This is a genomic window from Aeromonas sp. FDAARGOS 1407 (assembly GCF_019048725.1).
GTDB lineage: Bacteria > Pseudomonadota > Gammaproteobacteria > Enterobacterales > Aeromonadaceae > Aeromonas > Aeromonas enteropelogenes.
The window spans coordinates 3,979,775-3,994,989 of record NZ_CP077399.1; the positions used below are offsets into that span (position 1 = coordinate 3,979,775).

At 62.5% G+C, this 15,215-nt stretch carries 15 protein-coding genes; 14 read left to right on the forward strand and 1 reads right to left on the reverse strand.

What is annotated here, in order from left to right:
* The first annotated feature begins 26 nt into the window (after nucleotides 1-26).
* From I6L37_RS18665 to I6L37_RS18680, 4 genes are all read left to right on the forward strand, one after another.
* A complete protein-coding gene (locus I6L37_RS18665) occupies nucleotides 27-1,220 on the forward strand; it encodes an extracellular solute-binding protein (RefSeq protein ID WP_042070061.1) in 1,194 nt (397 codons plus the stop codon).
* Nucleotides 1,217-3,355: a diguanylate cyclase gene (locus I6L37_RS18670; protein WP_042069950.1), complete on the forward strand. Its 2,139-nt coding sequence runs from the start codon at nucleotides 1,217-1,219 to the stop codon at nucleotides 3,353-3,355. The genes I6L37_RS18665 and I6L37_RS18670 overlap by 4 nt, the downstream gene beginning before the upstream one ends.
* A gap of 127 nt (nucleotides 3,356-3,482) precedes the next feature.
* Nucleotides 3,483-4,142, forward strand: a complete 660-nt coding sequence (locus tag I6L37_RS18675; RefSeq protein WP_042069951.1) for a YceH family protein — start codon at nucleotides 3,483-3,485, stop codon at nucleotides 4,140-4,142.
* Nucleotides 4,143-4,223: 81 nt separating this feature from the next.
* Nucleotides 4,224-4,781 carry a HutD family protein gene (locus tag I6L37_RS18680; protein ID WP_216992639.1) on the forward strand — a complete coding sequence of 186 codons (558 nt, stop codon included), beginning with the start codon at nucleotides 4,224-4,226 and terminating at the stop codon, nucleotides 4,779-4,781.
* Nucleotides 4,782-4,857: 76 nt separating this feature from the next.
* Here I6L37_RS18680 and azu read toward each other — a convergent pair whose 3' ends face one another.
* Complete coding sequence (azu, locus tag I6L37_RS18685; protein ID WP_026457528.1) at nucleotides 4,858-5,298, reverse strand: azurin; 441 nt, start codon at nucleotides 5,296-5,298, stop codon at nucleotides 4,858-4,860.
* Between the two features lie 292 nt (nucleotides 5,299-5,590).
* Between azu and I6L37_RS18690 the strand changes: the two genes are divergently transcribed.
* The 10 genes from I6L37_RS18690 (at nucleotide 5,591) to I6L37_RS18735 (ending at nucleotide 15,212) form a co-directional block, all read left to right on the forward strand.
* Nucleotides 5,591-6,637, forward strand: coding sequence for an FAD:protein FMN transferase (locus I6L37_RS18690; RefSeq protein WP_197064526.1), 1,047 nt, complete (start codon nucleotides 5,591-5,593; stop codon nucleotides 6,635-6,637).
* A gap of 154 nt (nucleotides 6,638-6,791) precedes the next feature.
* Nucleotides 6,792-8,438 carry a tetratricopeptide repeat-containing response regulator gene (locus tag I6L37_RS18695; RefSeq protein ID WP_216992640.1) on the forward strand — a complete coding sequence of 549 codons (1,647 nt, stop codon included), beginning with the start codon at nucleotides 6,792-6,794 and terminating at the stop codon, nucleotides 8,436-8,438.
* A gap of 66 nt (nucleotides 8,439-8,504) precedes the next feature.
* Entirely contained in the window at nucleotides 8,505-9,467 is a 963-nt protein-coding gene (locus I6L37_RS18700; RefSeq protein ID WP_005353221.1) for an ion channel, read from the forward strand.
* A gap of 115 nt (nucleotides 9,468-9,582) precedes the next feature.
* Nucleotides 9,583-10,389, forward strand: coding sequence for an exodeoxyribonuclease III (gene xthA / locus I6L37_RS18705; RefSeq protein ID WP_005353222.1), 807 nt, complete (start codon nucleotides 9,583-9,585; stop codon nucleotides 10,387-10,389).
* A gap of 144 nt (nucleotides 10,390-10,533) precedes the next feature.
* Nucleotides 10,534-10,965, forward strand: a complete 432-nt coding sequence (locus tag I6L37_RS18710; RefSeq protein ID WP_075114411.1) for a PPC domain-containing DNA-binding protein — start codon at nucleotides 10,534-10,536, stop codon at nucleotides 10,963-10,965.
* Nucleotides 10,966-10,973: 8 nt separating this feature from the next.
* Complete coding sequence (locus I6L37_RS18715; protein WP_104014385.1) at nucleotides 10,974-11,552, forward strand: ECF transporter S component; 579 nt, start codon at nucleotides 10,974-10,976, stop codon at nucleotides 11,550-11,552.
* Entirely contained in the window at nucleotides 11,552-12,253 is a 702-nt protein-coding gene (locus I6L37_RS18720) for an energy-coupling factor transporter transmembrane component T (RefSeq protein WP_216992641.1), read from the forward strand. Before I6L37_RS18715 ends, I6L37_RS18720 begins: the two co-directional genes overlap by 1 nt.
* Nucleotides 12,250-13,068 (forward strand): energy-coupling factor ABC transporter ATP-binding protein, encoded by an 819-nt coding sequence (locus I6L37_RS18725; protein WP_139473798.1) that lies wholly within the window; start codon nucleotides 12,250-12,252, stop codon nucleotides 13,066-13,068. Before I6L37_RS18720 ends, I6L37_RS18725 begins: the two co-directional genes overlap by 4 nt.
* Nucleotides 13,055-13,807 (forward strand): energy-coupling factor ABC transporter ATP-binding protein, encoded by a 753-nt coding sequence (locus I6L37_RS18730; RefSeq protein ID WP_139473797.1) that lies wholly within the window; start codon nucleotides 13,055-13,057, stop codon nucleotides 13,805-13,807. Before I6L37_RS18725 ends, I6L37_RS18730 begins: the two co-directional genes overlap by 14 nt.
* 205 nt (nucleotides 13,808-14,012) lie before the next feature.
* Nucleotides 14,013-15,212 (forward strand): efflux RND transporter periplasmic adaptor subunit, encoded by a 1,200-nt coding sequence (locus I6L37_RS18735; protein WP_216994209.1) that lies wholly within the window; start codon nucleotides 14,013-14,015, stop codon nucleotides 15,210-15,212.
* Nucleotides 15,213-15,215: the final 3 nt, after the last annotated feature.

Sequence of the window (15,215 nt, forward strand, 5' to 3'; positions counted from 1 at the left end):
ATTCAATGGCTAACGCCGACAATAATATGAATATGACATTCCCCTTCCATGTGCTGTTGCTGCTTGCTCTGTTCTGCTTCACCTCTCCCCTGCAGGCCCGCGGCCCCGCGCTGGAGCTATGGCACTCCCAACAGGCCGGCTACGTCATCGACGAGGTGATCGCCCGCTTCAACCGGGAACAGGATCAGCGGGTGTGCGTACTGCAGATAGAGCCCAGCAAGATCAAGGGGGATATCCTGCTGGCGGCCCAGTCCAGAGGGCTGCCGGATCTGATGCTGATCCCCTCCGATTTTCTCGGGCTTTACCGTCAGATGAAGCTCGCCCCCCTGCCGGCAGACTGGTTCTCCAACGAGTTGATGGCCGAGACGCTCTCCTATGTCACCCTCGATCGGCAGCGCTGGGGCATGCCCATGATGCAGGGCAACCACCTGATGCTGTTCTACAACAAAGAGCTGGTCTCCACCCCGGTGACCGAGTGGCAACAGTTTGCACAGATCGCCCCCGACCTGACGGCCAGGGGCATAATGCCCATCAGCTGGCCCTATGAGGATATGTATTATCTTGCCGCCTTCCTGCGCACCTTCGGGGGCTCCCCGGTGACTGACGGGCGCATCACCCTCGATACCCCTGCCATGGTGCAGGCACTGGAGGCCTACCGTACCGTGGCCCGTCAGGGCTGGGTCGATCCCGATGGCGACTATGACGCAGCTCTCTCCCGCTTCAGCACGGGTAGGAGCGCCTATCTCATCAACGGGGATTGGGCCTTCAGCGATCTGACGAAAAACATGGGCGAGAGACTGGGGGTGGCTCTGCTGCCCGCCTGGCAGACACGTCCCATGAGCTCCATGAGCGGCGCCTATGTGATTGGCGTTGCGGCATCCGCCATGGAGGATGAGGATCGCCGTCCCGTCATCCAGGCCCTGATGGCTTTTATCCAGCGCAGCGATACCCAGGATTTCATCTACCGCCGCGGCGCCCTGCTGCCAGTCAATCGGGATGCCTTTGCCGCCATCGGCCAGAGCCCGGATCCCCGTGCCCGCGTGCTGCTTGAACAGTTCACCCGCAGCGCCCCCATGCCTTCCGGGAGCGCCATGGCGGTCGCCTGGCAGGCGATGGCCACCGGTTTTGAACGGGCCCGGGAGGGAGGCAGTGCGACCGACACAGCCCGTTACATGCAACAGCTGGCGGATCGCCAGCATCTTCAGGTCAATGCACCATGAGTACCCGCACCTTTCGCCTGGGACCGACCCTGGTGGTCATCCTGTTCGCCGTCGCCCTGCTGCCCACCCTGCTGGCCAGCGGGGTGCTGCTGACCCGGCAGCACGAGATCATCGCCCAGAGCGAGCAGGATCAGCTCGAACGTGCCCTTGCCAGCATGGCCCGGGATGTGCGCTTTCGCAGCGAACTCATCGGTACCCAGCTCAACCAGCTCAGCCACGACAGAGTGCTCCACCAGGCTATCGACAATTTCCTCTTCTCGAGCCACGCTCGCCTGATCCTCGCCAGCTTCGTCAAGGGCAACGATCTGATCCACGCCGCCTACCTGCTCGACAAGTCTGGTCAGGTGGTCGAGTACGTCAACGGCCGTGCCACCATGCTGGAATCGAGCGATCTCATCGCACCCTTGCTGACCTGGAGCAAGACCCGGGAAGCCCGCCAGGGCAAACACCTGCTGCTTCCCGTCAGCGATCCCGCCTTGAGCGCCATGCCGGGCGGACAAGGGAGCGGCGGCATCGCCCTGGTGGCCCCCGTCTATCGCAACTACCAGCGAGCCGGCGTGTTGCAGACACCTTCCGGCTTCGTGCTGGCGATCCTCCCCTGGAAGAACATCGCCCGGGTGCTGGAGCCCTACCTCAAGGGGCGGGAGTCACTGAGCATCACCCATGATCAGACGCTGCTCTACCAGAGTCCGGTCCCCACCGATCTCGCCCTCGATCCGGACATGTCGCTGGAGATGGAACACCCCATGTCCATCGACTGGCCCCTGCTGAGCGATGGATTGCAGGCGACCATCACCCTCTCCAGCTACAACAACGACCGGGTGCAGGAACTGAACAACTCCCAGCGCATCTTCACCTGGTCCATCGTCGTCATGCTGGTGCTGGTGGTGCTGGTGTGCATCTGGCTCACCCGCTGGCTCAGCAGGCCCCTGGTCGCCCTGGCGGCCATGGTGCGTGGCTACGGCCGGGGCGATTACCAGCAACAGCTCGCCCCGCTGCGCTTCGTGGAATACGACGAGGTGCGCCGCCTGCTGCAGGAGATGGCCCGCACCATCTCGGCGCAGGTGATGGCGCTGCACCAGCAAAACGAGCAGTTGCAGCTGGCCAACCGGGAGAAGGAGGCCTTCAACCAGCAACTACGCGACTTCAACGACAAGCTGGAGCTGGAAGTGGCCACCCAGACCACGGCGCTGCGTTCGGCCCTGAGCCGGGTAGAGCGCAGCCGTCACATACTGCAATCCTGGCTGCAATTCGCCCTGCACCAGCAGTTGGACGTGAACATCTCCCAGCTGGCCACTTCCGCCTTGCATCAGCTCTCCCAGCTCTACCATGGCCATCGCTGGGGGCTGGTGATCCGGCGCGAGGGGCAGGAGCCCTATGTGCTGACCCAGGAGCTGGCGGCCCCCGAGCGTGCACGGCTGACCGCCAAGCTGACCCGACTGGTGGCGGAAGATGTCCCCCCAAGCCCATACCCGTGGCACGATGAGATCTGGCGGGTGCTGCCCCTGCCCGGCAGCCAGGGTGGCGTGCTGTTTGGCTACCTGATGGTGAGCGCCGAAGGGCTGGAGCCTGACGATGACGCCATCCTCCACCTGTTTGCCAAACAGCTGGCGACTGGGATCGAGGGGCGGCTCTTCACCGATGAGCTGGCCCGGGTGGCCCGCACCGACAACCTGACCGGCCTGCCCAACCGTCAGGCCTTCGAGGAGGCGTTTGCCCACTATCAGGCGGTGCATGCCCGCCATCCCGAGCGTCCTCTCTCCCTCTTCATGCTGGATCTCAACGGACTCAAACACACCAATGATCACTATGGCCACGAGGCCGGTGATGCCCTGCTCAATGGCATGGCCCAGTTGCTGCTCACCCACTGCCGCCAGGACGAGCAGATCTTCCGCATCGGCGGGGATGAGTTCGTGCTGCTGGCCGAGGCGGATGAGGCGGGCTGCCAACGGCTCGCGGCCCGGCTCAAGGAGAGCCAGCAAAGCGCCATGGCGTACCATGGGGAGCAACACTTCCCCCTGCGCTTTGCCATCGGCTGGAGCTGCAGCGAACAGACCCCGCTGGCCAACCTCAGCCGGGTGGCGGACGACGCCATGTATACCGACAAGGCCCGTTTCTATCGCGAGCGCCCCTGAGCCCGGTTGGCGAGCCTTTCGCCAAGGCCGCGGCGGCTTCGCAAAAATGGGGCGCCACGCTGGACGCCATCCGGGCCATGACTAAGATAGGGGCACTTGCTTATATCGATTCAGAAGGGAGTAGGAAATGGAGTTAGTACTTGGCCCACTGGAAGCCCGCGTCATCGGCTGCCTGATTGAAAAAGAGATCTGCACCCCGGATCAATATCCCCTCTCCCTCAACGCCCTGGTCAACGCCTGCAACCAGAAGAGCAACCGCGAGCCGGTGCTGGAGCTCTCCGAGCTCGATATCCGCGCCGTGGTGGACGAGCTGATCAGAAAGCGTCTGGTGGTCAACACCGCAGGTTTCAACGCCCGGGTGCCCCGCTACCAGCACAGATTCTGCAACACCGAGTTCGGCGAGCTGAAGTTCGATGCCCGCGAGCTTGGCATCATCTGCGAGCTGCTGCTGCGCGGCCCGCAAACCCCGGGGGAGCTGCGCTCGCGCACCAACCGCCTGTGCAGCTTCGACGACGTCACCCAGGTGGATGGGGTGCTCAATACCCTGATCGAACGCGGCCCCTACGTGGTCAAGCTGCCCCGCGAGCCGGGCAAGCGGGAATCCCGCTACGCCCACCTGTTCAGCGGCGAGGTGGATATCCAGGCCCTGATGGAGTCGGCCCCGGCGGCCGCCTATGCCTCCCCTGCCGCGGATCGCCTGAGCGAGCTGGAGCTTGAGGTGAGCGAACTTAAGAACCGGTTGGCCGCCATGGAGGCCCGCCTGGCAGCGCTGGATGGTCAGGGCTGACGCCATCATCCCCATGCCCTATCAGGGAGCCGGGGCGGCAAGCCCGGCTCCCTGTCTATTGACCGATTATGAGGAAATGCCGTGATCACCCTGATCAAAGAGTCTGACCACCAGAAGATGCCCTGGAAGAACAAGCAGGGCACCACAGCCCAGATCCTCATCTCCCCCAAGGGCGCAACCCTAGATGGGCTCGACTTTGACTACCGGCTGAGTTCGGCCCCCATCAAGGGGGCGGGCACCTTTTCCCGCTTCCCCGGCTATCAGCGCATCCTGTTGCCCGTGAGCGGCGCCGGCTTCGTGCTTAACCGCCACCCCTACGCCACCTTCGAGGCGGCCCACTTCAGCGGCGACGACGAAACCCACTGCGAGTTGCTGAAAAAAGAGGTGACGGATCTCGGGCTTATCTACCATCCGGATCGCATCAGCGCCAACGTGCGGGTGCTGACCCTCCCCTTCCCGCTCGCTCTCACCCTGGAGGCAGACAAGCACTACCTCTGCCACCTGCTGGAGGGCCAGCTCACCGTGCAGGGCCAAAGCGTCGCGCCCAACGAGACTCTGGTGATCAACGGCGAACAGAGCATCCACTTCGAGTGCGGGAAAAAAACCACCATCGCCTTCTTTACCCTGCAACATAAATGACTCGCTTCATCTGGCAGATGACGAAGACAAAAAAGCCGGGATCATCCCGGCTTTTTGCTGGTTGCTACAAGGGCGATTAACCGACCTTGAAGGTGCCTTTCATCATGGCGAAGTGACCCGGGAAGGAGCAGAAGAAGGTGAGGTCTTTACCGGCCAGCCCCTCGGTCTTGAAGGTGACGCTGCTGCTCTCGCCGCCGCCGATCAGCTTGGTGTGGGCCAGCACCCGCGGATCGTCCTTGGGCAGATAGTCATTCTCGGCACCGGCGCTCATGCCTGCGGTGGCCACGGCCTGGTAATCGGCGGTGGGAGACAATACCCAGTTGTGGCCCATGCCGGTCACCGGCAGCTTGCCGGTATGATTCAGGGTCACCGTCACCTCCTTGCAGGTGGCGGGTACCGTCATCTCCTTGAGATTGAACTGCATGGCATCATTGCCTTCGATAACCAGTGCGCACTCGTCAGCCAGCACCGGAGCGGCCAGGGTAGTCAGAAACAGCAGGGTAATCGCCTTTTTCATCATCTTCTCCTTGGATGAGCAATGGATGACAACAGGTTCGCTTGGCACAACAGGAAGAGGCCAGCAAAGATGTCGTCAAAATCGACCTTCATCTTACCCGATTGTCTTCAATCGGCGATGACTTTAGCGCAAAGGTGCGGGCCAGCTCACCCGACAGGCAATATTTCCCTTCCCTTTCACCGGCAAGTGACCCGGGCTGTTTAATTTTTCCGGTCATTTTCCGGTGCTTGCCGCCCTCCCCTTGGCTAAGCTAGCGCCCCGATGATGCAACCTCTGTGCGAGACGCCTTCCCATGATGCCGATTTCCCCTCTGCCGGCCCTGCGTGGTCTGCTGTTTGTCCTGTTGCTGGCCCTGACCGGCTGCCAGCCCACGCCACCCGCCCAGACCCGTATTCAGGGCAAGACCATGGGCACCTACTATGTGGTGACCCTGAGCGATCCCTTCCCGGGGGGGGAGCCGGCGCTGAAAGAAGAGGTGGAGCGCCTGCTGGCCCGGATGAACAAGGAGATCTCCACCTACGATCCCGCCTCCCTCATCTCCCGCTTCAATCAAGGCCCCGCCAATGCCCCCATGGCCATTCCAACCGCCATGGCCAGGATAGTGCAGCAGGGGATCGACGCCGGTCACCTCACCGGCGGCAAGCTGGATGTGACCGTGGGCCCACTGGTGAATCTGTGGGGCTTTGGCCCGGACAAGCGACCGGTCAAACGACCGGATGCACAGGCCATCAATGATGCCCGCCAGAGGGTCGGGATCGACAAGCTGACCCTGCTCCCCCAGGGGGATCACTTCCTGCTCGGCAAGTCCATTCCGGACCTCTATCTCGACCTCTCCACCCTGGGGGAAGGGGCAGCCTCCGACGAGATTGCCGCCCTGCTCGAAGGCAAGGGGGTCAACAACTACCTGATCGAGGTGGCGGGAGCGGTGCGCAGCAAGGGCAACAACAGCAAGGGCAAGCCGTGGAAAGTGGCCATCGTCGAGCCTTCCGATCAGCCTGGCGCCTTCTCGGACGTGGTGAGCCCGAACGGCATGGCCCTCAGCACCGCCGGCAGCTATCGCAACTATTACGAGCTTGATGGCAAGCGTTACTCCCACATCATCGACCCCGCCACCGGTCAGCCGATCACCCACAAGCTGGTCTCCGCCAGCGTGATCACCCCGACCGCGCTCGAGGCCGATGCCCTCGACACCGCCCTCATGGTGATGGGACCCGAACAGGCGATGGCCTTCGCCAAGGCGCACCAGCTGGCGGTCTATCTCATCGTCAAGAGTGGTGACGGCTTCAAGGCGCAGTACACCCCCCAGTTTGCCCCCTATCTGGCCCGGGAGAAATCCTGACCGCCAGAAACGACAAGAGCCTGACAAGGCTCATTTGACCGGGGCTAAATGCCCCCCCTTGTCCGCCCCATCCAATCGCTGCGGGCCAATTGCCTCTGCGGGCCCTTTGGTGGCACACTGCCCCCATCAGCCCGCAGCGCCTCGACCCTGACAGATGCAGACACCGGAAAAAGAGCCTGAAAAGAAAACCGCGCCCAAGCCCCAGCGCATTCTGATGGTCAACGAGCAACGCACATTCCAGGTGATGATGAAGGCGATGCTGATCAACATCGGCATCAGCGACATCACCTTCTGCAACAACGCCGAGGAGGCGCGCCGCCGCTGCCAGAAGGGCAGCTACGACATCTACCTCATCGATTACGATCTCGGGGTCGGCGAGAATGGCCGCCAGCTGCTCGAAAGCCTGCGGGATCAGAACCTGATCCCTCCCAAAAGCGTGGTGATCATGGTGAGCGGCGACAGCTCCCGCGCCATGGTGCTAAGCGCCCTCGAGGCCGAGCCCGACGAATACCTGATGAAGCCCTTTTCCCAGGAGCAGTTCTCGTTTCGCTTGAAACGCGCACTGGCCCGCCGTCAGGCCCTCTCCAGCATCTTCTCTGCCCTGGCCGACAACAATCTGCCCGCCCTGCTCACCGCCTGTGCCGAACGGGCCGAAGCCGTGCCCCGCTTTGCCAACTATTGCCGCTGCCTGCAGGCCGACACCCAGCTCAAGCTGGGCCAGGCCCAGGAGGCCCGAACCCTGATGCGCCAGCTGCTGGCCGGGCAGGACAACAGCTGGGCCCGGCTGACCCTGGGCAAGGCATGCAATACCCTGGGGCTTCATGAAGAAGCGGTCAGCCACCTGCAGGCGACCCTCAAGAATACGCCCCTGATGGTGGAGGCCCATCGCTGGCTGGCGGAATCCCTGCTGGCGCTGGGCAAGGATGAACAGGCCCAGCAGGAGCTCAGGCGGGCAGTGGATATTTCCCCCCAGTCGGTGCCGCTCTCGCGCCGGCTCGCGGAGGTGTGCCTGCAGCGCCACGACTACGCCCAGGCCAAGGATGTGTTGCTCTCGCTCATCGATCTCTCGCGCAACTCCATCCACCGCACCCCCCACTACCTGGGGGCCTATATCCAGACCCTGACCCTCTACGCCCTCAACAGCAACGACAGCTACCACATCGCCAACCTGCAAAAACAGGTGAACAGCGCCCTGTCGCGCATTCGCGACTCCCTGATGATGTCGGAGTTCAACTACCCGGTATTCGAGCAGATCTGCCAGGCCAGGGTGCAGATCGCCCTGGGGGAGCTGCTCAAGGGCAAGAAGATGCTCTATCGCGCCAACCAGAACTGGCTCGACGAGCCGGCCACCATGCCGCCGGCCCTGCTCGGGGAGACCATCCTCGCCCTCTACCAGCTTGGCGAGTTCGAATATGCCGAGAGCCTGCAGAGCCTGCTGGCGGAAGATGGCGATCGGCTGCTCACCACCTGCATCCAGGCAACCCGGGATGACAAGACGGTGCTGGAGCGGCGTCAGCGCTACCAGCAGCTCAACGATCTGGGGATCAAGGCCTATCAGAGTGGCGAGCTGGAGCAGGCCCTCGGCCATTTTCGCGAGGCCCTGCGCCGCGCCCCCGCCAATACCGGTGCGGCTCTCAACAAGATCCAGGTGCTGCTGCAACTGATGCAGAAAAACCGCAAGAGCCCGGAATTTGGTGCCGAGTGCAAAGACACCCTGGACGTGCTCGACGGCATCCCCCTCAACCCGGCCCAGCAGGAGCGTTTTCGCAAGCTGCGTCAGGAGTTCAACCAGTTCAGCTAAGACGCCGCCACGCCCCCTTTTCCCCGCCTATGCTGAAACCAGTTCGGCAATGCGAGGGAAACGAAGATGGCGATGTGTCGTTATCTGGTGGCCGATGGCCGCCACTGCAGTGAAGAGGCTGGCGAGCACGATCTCTGCCACTGGCATGATCCCCACCATACCCATCAGGAAGCCCACACCGCCGAGGCGCTTGAACAGTACGTTCGCGCTGGCGGACTCTGCCACGGCCTGCAGCTGTCACGGGCCAATCTGGCGGGCCTCAATCTGGTCAACAAGGAGTCCGATCAGGGATTTTTGCTGGAGCAGTGCAACCTCTATCGCGCCAACCTGCGCGGTGGTCACCTCTACGGCCTGCGCATGAAGGGAGGCAGCCTGATGAAGGCCGATCTCAGTGATGCCAACCTCCAGTGCGCCACCCTCGATGACGTCAACCTGCTCGGCATCCGCTGGCACAACACCCGGCTCGACAACATGCAGACCGGCAAACGGGTGATGCAGGATCGCAAGGGGCGCCGCGAACGGGATCCCAAACAGGCGCGCATCTGGTTCAAGGAGGCAGAAGAGACCTACCGGGATCTGCGCAAAGCCTCCGAGGCACAGGGGATCTTCACCATGTCCGGCAACTATATCCAGCAGGAGCTCACCATGCGCCGCCTGCAACTGCCGTTCTGGTCGACCCAGCGTTTTACCTCCTGGGTGGTCGATCTCTTCTGCGGCTATGGCGAGGCCCCGATGCGGGTGGTGCTCTTCTCGTTGCTGCTCATCTTTATCTGCAGCATTTTTTACTTCTTCTGCGGACTGCATTTTCAGGGCGAGCACCTCATCTACCAACCCGGTGCCCCGCTCGAGCAAAATGCCATCTTCCTGCTCGAATGCCTCTACTACAGCGTGGTCACCTTCACCACATTGGGGTACGGCGACTTCACTCCGGTCGGCCTCTCCAGGATCTTCGCCGCCTTCGAAGCCTTCACCGGCAGCTTTACGCTGGCGCTGTTTGTGGTGGTATTCGTCAAAAAGATGACCCGCTGACACCTCTGCCCACCCCGCGGTGCCTGCCACTGACACAGGCCCGCGGCCAAACTTGCATCCACAGCCGATTCCTAGTCCAATAGCCACTTATAATAATGACATGAGCACCCCGGACATGAAGATCATCTCTTTCAATATCAACGGCCTGCGCGCCCGTCTGCACCAGCTGCAAGCCATCATCGACAAGCACCAGCCCGATGTGATCGGCCTGCAGGAGATCAAGGTGCACGATGAAGCATTCCCGCTGGCCGATGTGGAGGCCATGGGCTATCACGTGGAGTTTCACGGCCAGAAGGCCCACTACGGGGTCGCCATCATGAGCAAGCAGAAGCCGGTCAAGGTGGAGAAAGGCTTCCCCACCGATGATGAAGAGGCCCAGCGCCGGATGATCATGGCCACCTTCGAGCGCGAAGACGGCTCCCTCATCAAGGTGATGAATGGCTACTTCCCGCAGGGTGAAAGTCAGGATCACGAGACCAAGTTCCCGGCCAAGCAGAAGTTCTACGAGGATCTGCAGCACTACCTCGAGACCAACCACACCCCGGACGACCAGCTGGTGCTGATCGGGGATATGAATATCTCCCCCACCGATCTCGACATCGGCATCGGCGAAGCAAACCGCAAGCGCTGGCTGCGGGATGGCAAATGCTCCTTCCTGCCCATCGAGCGCGAATGGATGGAGCGACTGAAAGGGTTTGGCCTCACCGACACCTTCCGCGCCGCCAACCCCACCGAGTGCGAGCGTTTCTCCTGGTTTGACTACCGCTCCAAGGGCTTTGACGAGAACCGCGGCCTGCGCATCGACCTCATCATGGCCTCGGACGCCCTCAAGGACAGCGTGACCGAGACCGGTATCGACTACGAGCTGCGCGGCATCGAGAAACCCTCCGACCACGCCCCCATCTGGGCCTGCTTCGCCTGATGCGGCGCAAGATTAACCGATGAGCCGCGACGAATTCGTAAACTGTGAAGCGGCTCGCGGTTGCCCGCGATAAAAGGGCGTAAAAAACCCATCCAGAAAAAGTGCCTTATGGCACCTTATTTTTTGCAGCAAGGAGTGCCAGCAGTGACCCCAACTCACCTTCCTCTCTCCCCCGCCCGTTTTCTGGCCCTGCGCCTGTTGCCCGGGGAGGATCTTATCGCCGGATTGCGCGCCCATATGGTCCGACATGGCCTGCAGGCGGCCTGGATCGCCGGGGCGGTCGGCAGCCTGACCCACGCCAACCTGCGCTATGCCGCCCAGCCCGATGGCACCCTGCTGGAGGGGGCCTTCGAGGTAATCGCCCTCGGCGGCACCCTGGATCCGGAGTGCGAACACCTGCATCTCTCCATCTCTGACGAGCAGGGATTGATGCGCGGCGGCCACGTGCTGCCCGGTTGCCGGGTGCGCACCACCCTCGAGCTGGTAGTCGGAGAGCTGGAGGCGTACCGTTTTGGCCGTGCCCCCTGCCCCCAATCCGGTTATGAAGAGCTGCTCATTACCCCCAGAACCTTGTGAGGATCACTATGTCCGTCAGTAAACTCTCCAGCTACAACCTGGCTTTTATGGTCATCTGCATCGCCATCAACATGGTGGCGGGACAGGCCGTCTCCATGCTCAAGCTACCCATCTTCCTCGACTCCATCGGGACTGTGCTCTGCGCCATTCTGGCGGGCCCCTGGATGGCAGTCGCCACCGGTCTGCTCACCAACCTGCTGTGGGGCCTGCTCACCGGCCCCATCGCAGCGGCCTTTGCCCCGGTCGCCATGATGATTGGCCTCAGTGCCGGTCTGCTGGCTCGGGCCGGCTGGTTCAACAATCTGCCCAAGGTGGTAGTGAGCAGCGTGGTGATCACCCTGGCGCTCACCCTGGTGGCCATACCCATCCGCTCCTACCTGTTTGGTGGCGCCACCGGCAGCGGTGCTGATTTTGTGGTTGCCTACCTGCACGCCATGGGGAGCGATCTGCAGGAGTCGGTCGCCGTCACAGTGCTGGGTACCAACCTGCTGGACAAGCTGCTGACCGTGCTGATCGCCTGGGGGCTGGTACGCCGCCTGCCGCAGCGCACCCTGCGCCACTTCCCGCAGATGGCCGCCGTGCGCTGATGCACCCGTTCACCTCCCTCGCACTCTGGCTCTGGTTTTCGGTCACGGCCAGCGTGCTGCCGCCCCCCTGGCTCTGGGGGTGGAGCCTGCTGCCGCTGCTCGCATTGGTGCTGCTGCCGGGTGCCCGCGCCCGGCTCAAGCTGGTGCTGGCGGTAATGCTGCCGCTGGGACTGGGGCTCTATCTGGTACACGGCCCCTGGTTGCGGATCCTGCTCGGCATACCAGCGGTTCCAGCCAGCGAAGCGTTTCCCATTCTGCCCCTCTGGTGCCGGCTGCTCGCCTGTCTGGCCAGCGCCCAGCTCTGGCTCTGGGCGGTCTCGACCGAGCGGTTTGTTCATGCGCTCTTTGCCAGCCGGCTGCCCATTGCCCTCTCCTACCTCTGCTGCGGCCCGCTGCTGCTCAAAGAGCAGCTCGGCCACCAGCTGCGCACTATCAGGGAGGCCCAGCTAGCCCGCGGCGTACCCTTTGACGGCAATCCGCTAGCCCGGCTAAAGGCTACGCTCCCGCTGCTCTCGCCGCTGGTCGGGCAGGCATTGAGCGAGCTGGCCACCCGCAGCATGGCACTGGATCTGCGCGGCTTTCGCAGCCAACCGACTCGCACCCGCATGACGGAGATCCCGCAGCAACGTTATGAGCCGCTACTGCGCTATCTGTTGCTGTTGCTGGTAGTGCTGGAGATTGTCTGGAGGTGGTGGCCATGATCTCGCTGCAAGGGTTGACCATCGGCCATGCAGCCCACCCTGACCACTTTCAACTGGGCCCGCTCGATATCGAGCTGCAAGAGGGCGAATGGCTGGCCATCCTGGGTGGCAACGGGGCAGGCAAATCCCTGCTGGCCCAGCTGCTGGCGGGAGGCTGGTACCAGCTGCACCTCGACACGCTGGCGGGAGAGGGCGTTATTCTCGGGCAGCCCCATGATAGCGGCCAGCTCAATCACCATGCGGCTACGCGCCAGTGGGTACAGCAATCCCCTTATGTGCAATTTTCCGGCTGCTGCTTTTCGGTCGTCGACGAGGTGGCGTTTGGCCCGGCCAATCTCGGATTGCCACCCGATGAGGTCAGCCGGCGGGTATCCGATGCCATGGCGCTCTGCCACTGCGAGGCGCTGGCAGCCCTCCATCCCCTCGACCTGTCGGGAGGCGAGGCACAGCGCGTGGTGCTGGCCTGTGCCCTGGCGATGGCTCCCAAGCTGTTGATCCTCGATCAGGCCTTCAGCCGTCTGACCCCGGCGGCAACCCAAACCATGCTGCGGCAGATCCGCCGCTACAGCGAGGAAAGAGTCTGCAGCGTCATCTTGCTGGAGCAGCGGCTTTTTCCGGCCGCTCACTTCTGCGAGCGATTCCTGCTGCTCGACCATGGCCGCCAGCTGGTCTGCGGTGAGCTGGGCGAGGTGCTGCCCCATCTGCCCGGGCGGGTGATCCTGCCGGACTCCCTGCGCGAGACGCTACAGGTGCGCGACCCGCGCCATCACCCCTACCCCTTGGCCATGTTGCGGGAGTTTTATGCTGAGCTTTGATCACCTCTGCTTCTCATGGGCACCGGACAATCCCTGCCTGCACGACATCACATTGCAAATTGCCAGTGGGGAACAGGTCGCCATCGTCGGGGATAACGGCGCAGGCAAGTCAACCCTGCTGCGACTGGCGGCGGGTCTGCTGGCCCCCACCTCGGGCACGGTGAGCTGGCAACAACAGGCGCTCTGCGAGCAGCGGGCGCTGGCCCGTGCCAGTCAGATCGGCTTTCTGTTTCAGGAGTCAGAGCATCAGCTGTTTCACTGCCGGGTCGAGGATGAAATCGCCTTTGGCCTGCGCCTGCAGAAACTGCCGCGCGAGGAGATCAGGCTGCGGGTCGCTACCGCGCTGGAACAGTGCGAGCTGACAAAGTGGGCGGCCTCCCATCCGCTCGATCTCGATGCCGGTCAGCGGCGCATGGTGGCGGTGGCCTGCCTCCATGCCATGCAGCCCGCCTTGCTGCTGCTCGACGAGCCGAGCCGGGATTTCGATCCCTGCTGGCTGGCCATTCTGGAACGCTGGCTGGCCAGCGAGCGGGCGAAGGGCACCACCATAGTGGCCATCAGTCACGACGCCGAATTTGTCAGACGCAACTTCACCACCCTGATCGAGCTGAAAGCAGGGCGTCTGGTTGGCCACGGCCACACCTGCGAGCGACTTTCTGCCCTCAATGGCTATCACCAAGACGAGAAGAGCAGTGCCTTGCTGTTGGCTGCCATGGCCCGGGCTGAACATCCCAGATGAGTCCCGCCCAAATCGGAAAAGTCAGACTTTTTTCGTCAATCGGCAACCCTAATTGCCACTTTGAGAAGGTTGTGTTCAAGGTTGCCGCCCTATCATCTCCCATTCCAATCATAAAGAAGTTGTTTTTTTAATCATGAAGTTAATGATGTGTATGGAGAAACATGCTGAACGCAGCAGCCGAAATCGATCCAACAGGAGTGTGATGATGAAGGTGTCCAATGCCGGAAGAGAGGTTTACAAACGCAGCTTGCTGACCCTGGCGCTGATCAGCGGTCTGAGTGCCTGTGGCGGCGAGACGACCCAGACGGCCCAGACCATGCCAGCCGTCCCTGTGGTGGTCGCCGAGGTCAAGCTGACCGATGTGCCGCTCACCACCGAGATGGTGGGAGAGACCGCCGGTTTTCGCGAGATTGATGTGCGCTCCCGGGTCAGTGGCATCCTGCTCAAGCGCACTTATGTGGAAGGCCAGCCGGTCACCGCCGGTCAGGAGCTGTTTCTGATTGACCCGGCCCCCTACAAAGTGGCACTGGAGCAGGCCAAAGGGACTTTGGCTCAGGAGCAGGCCCGTCTCAACAAGGCCCGTGCCGATCGGGATCGCATCATTCCCCTCTTCAAGCGTCAGGTGGTCAGTCGCAAGGACTATGACGACACCATCGCCAACTACGAAGCGGCCATCGCCAGCCATCAGGCCGCTCAGGCCAAGGTGAAAGAGGCGGAGCTCAACCTCAGCTACACCCAGGTGACCGCCCCCATCAACGGCATGGCGAGCAAGAGCTCCCAGTCCGAGGGGAGCCTTATCTCCACCAGCGGCGACAACGGCCTGCTCACTACCATCACCCAGTTTGATCCGCTCTACGTCAACTTCTCCTACTCGGAGCAGGATCGCCTCAACTTCGAAAACTCGGTAAAGAAAGGGGTGATTGAGGCGAAGGATGCCACCACTTGGCGCACCCATATTCGTCTGGCCGATGGCTCCCTCTATCCCGAGGCGGGCAAGCTCAACTTCTCCGACAATCGGGTCGATCCCCAGACCGGCACCATCCGTGCCCGCGCCATCTTCGACAACAAGGACGGCGTACTGCTGCCGGGCCAGTTTGTCCGCATGACCATCGATCTGGGCACCCGCAAAAACGCCATCGTGGTGCCGCCGCGCGCCATCGTCCAGTCCCAGGCTGACCGCATGGTGATGGTGGTCGATGCCGACAACAAGGTAGTGCCCCGTCCGGTGACCCTGGGCGCGGCAGTCGACTCCGGCGTGCTGATCGAGAGCGGCCTGCAGGCAGGTGAGCGCTATATCGTCGAAGGCTTGATGAAGGCTCGCCCCGGCGCCGTGGTAAAACCTGTCTCTGCCGACGAGATGAAGGTGATCACCGGCAAGGTGGTCAGCCAGTCTGCGGCCAAGTAAGGA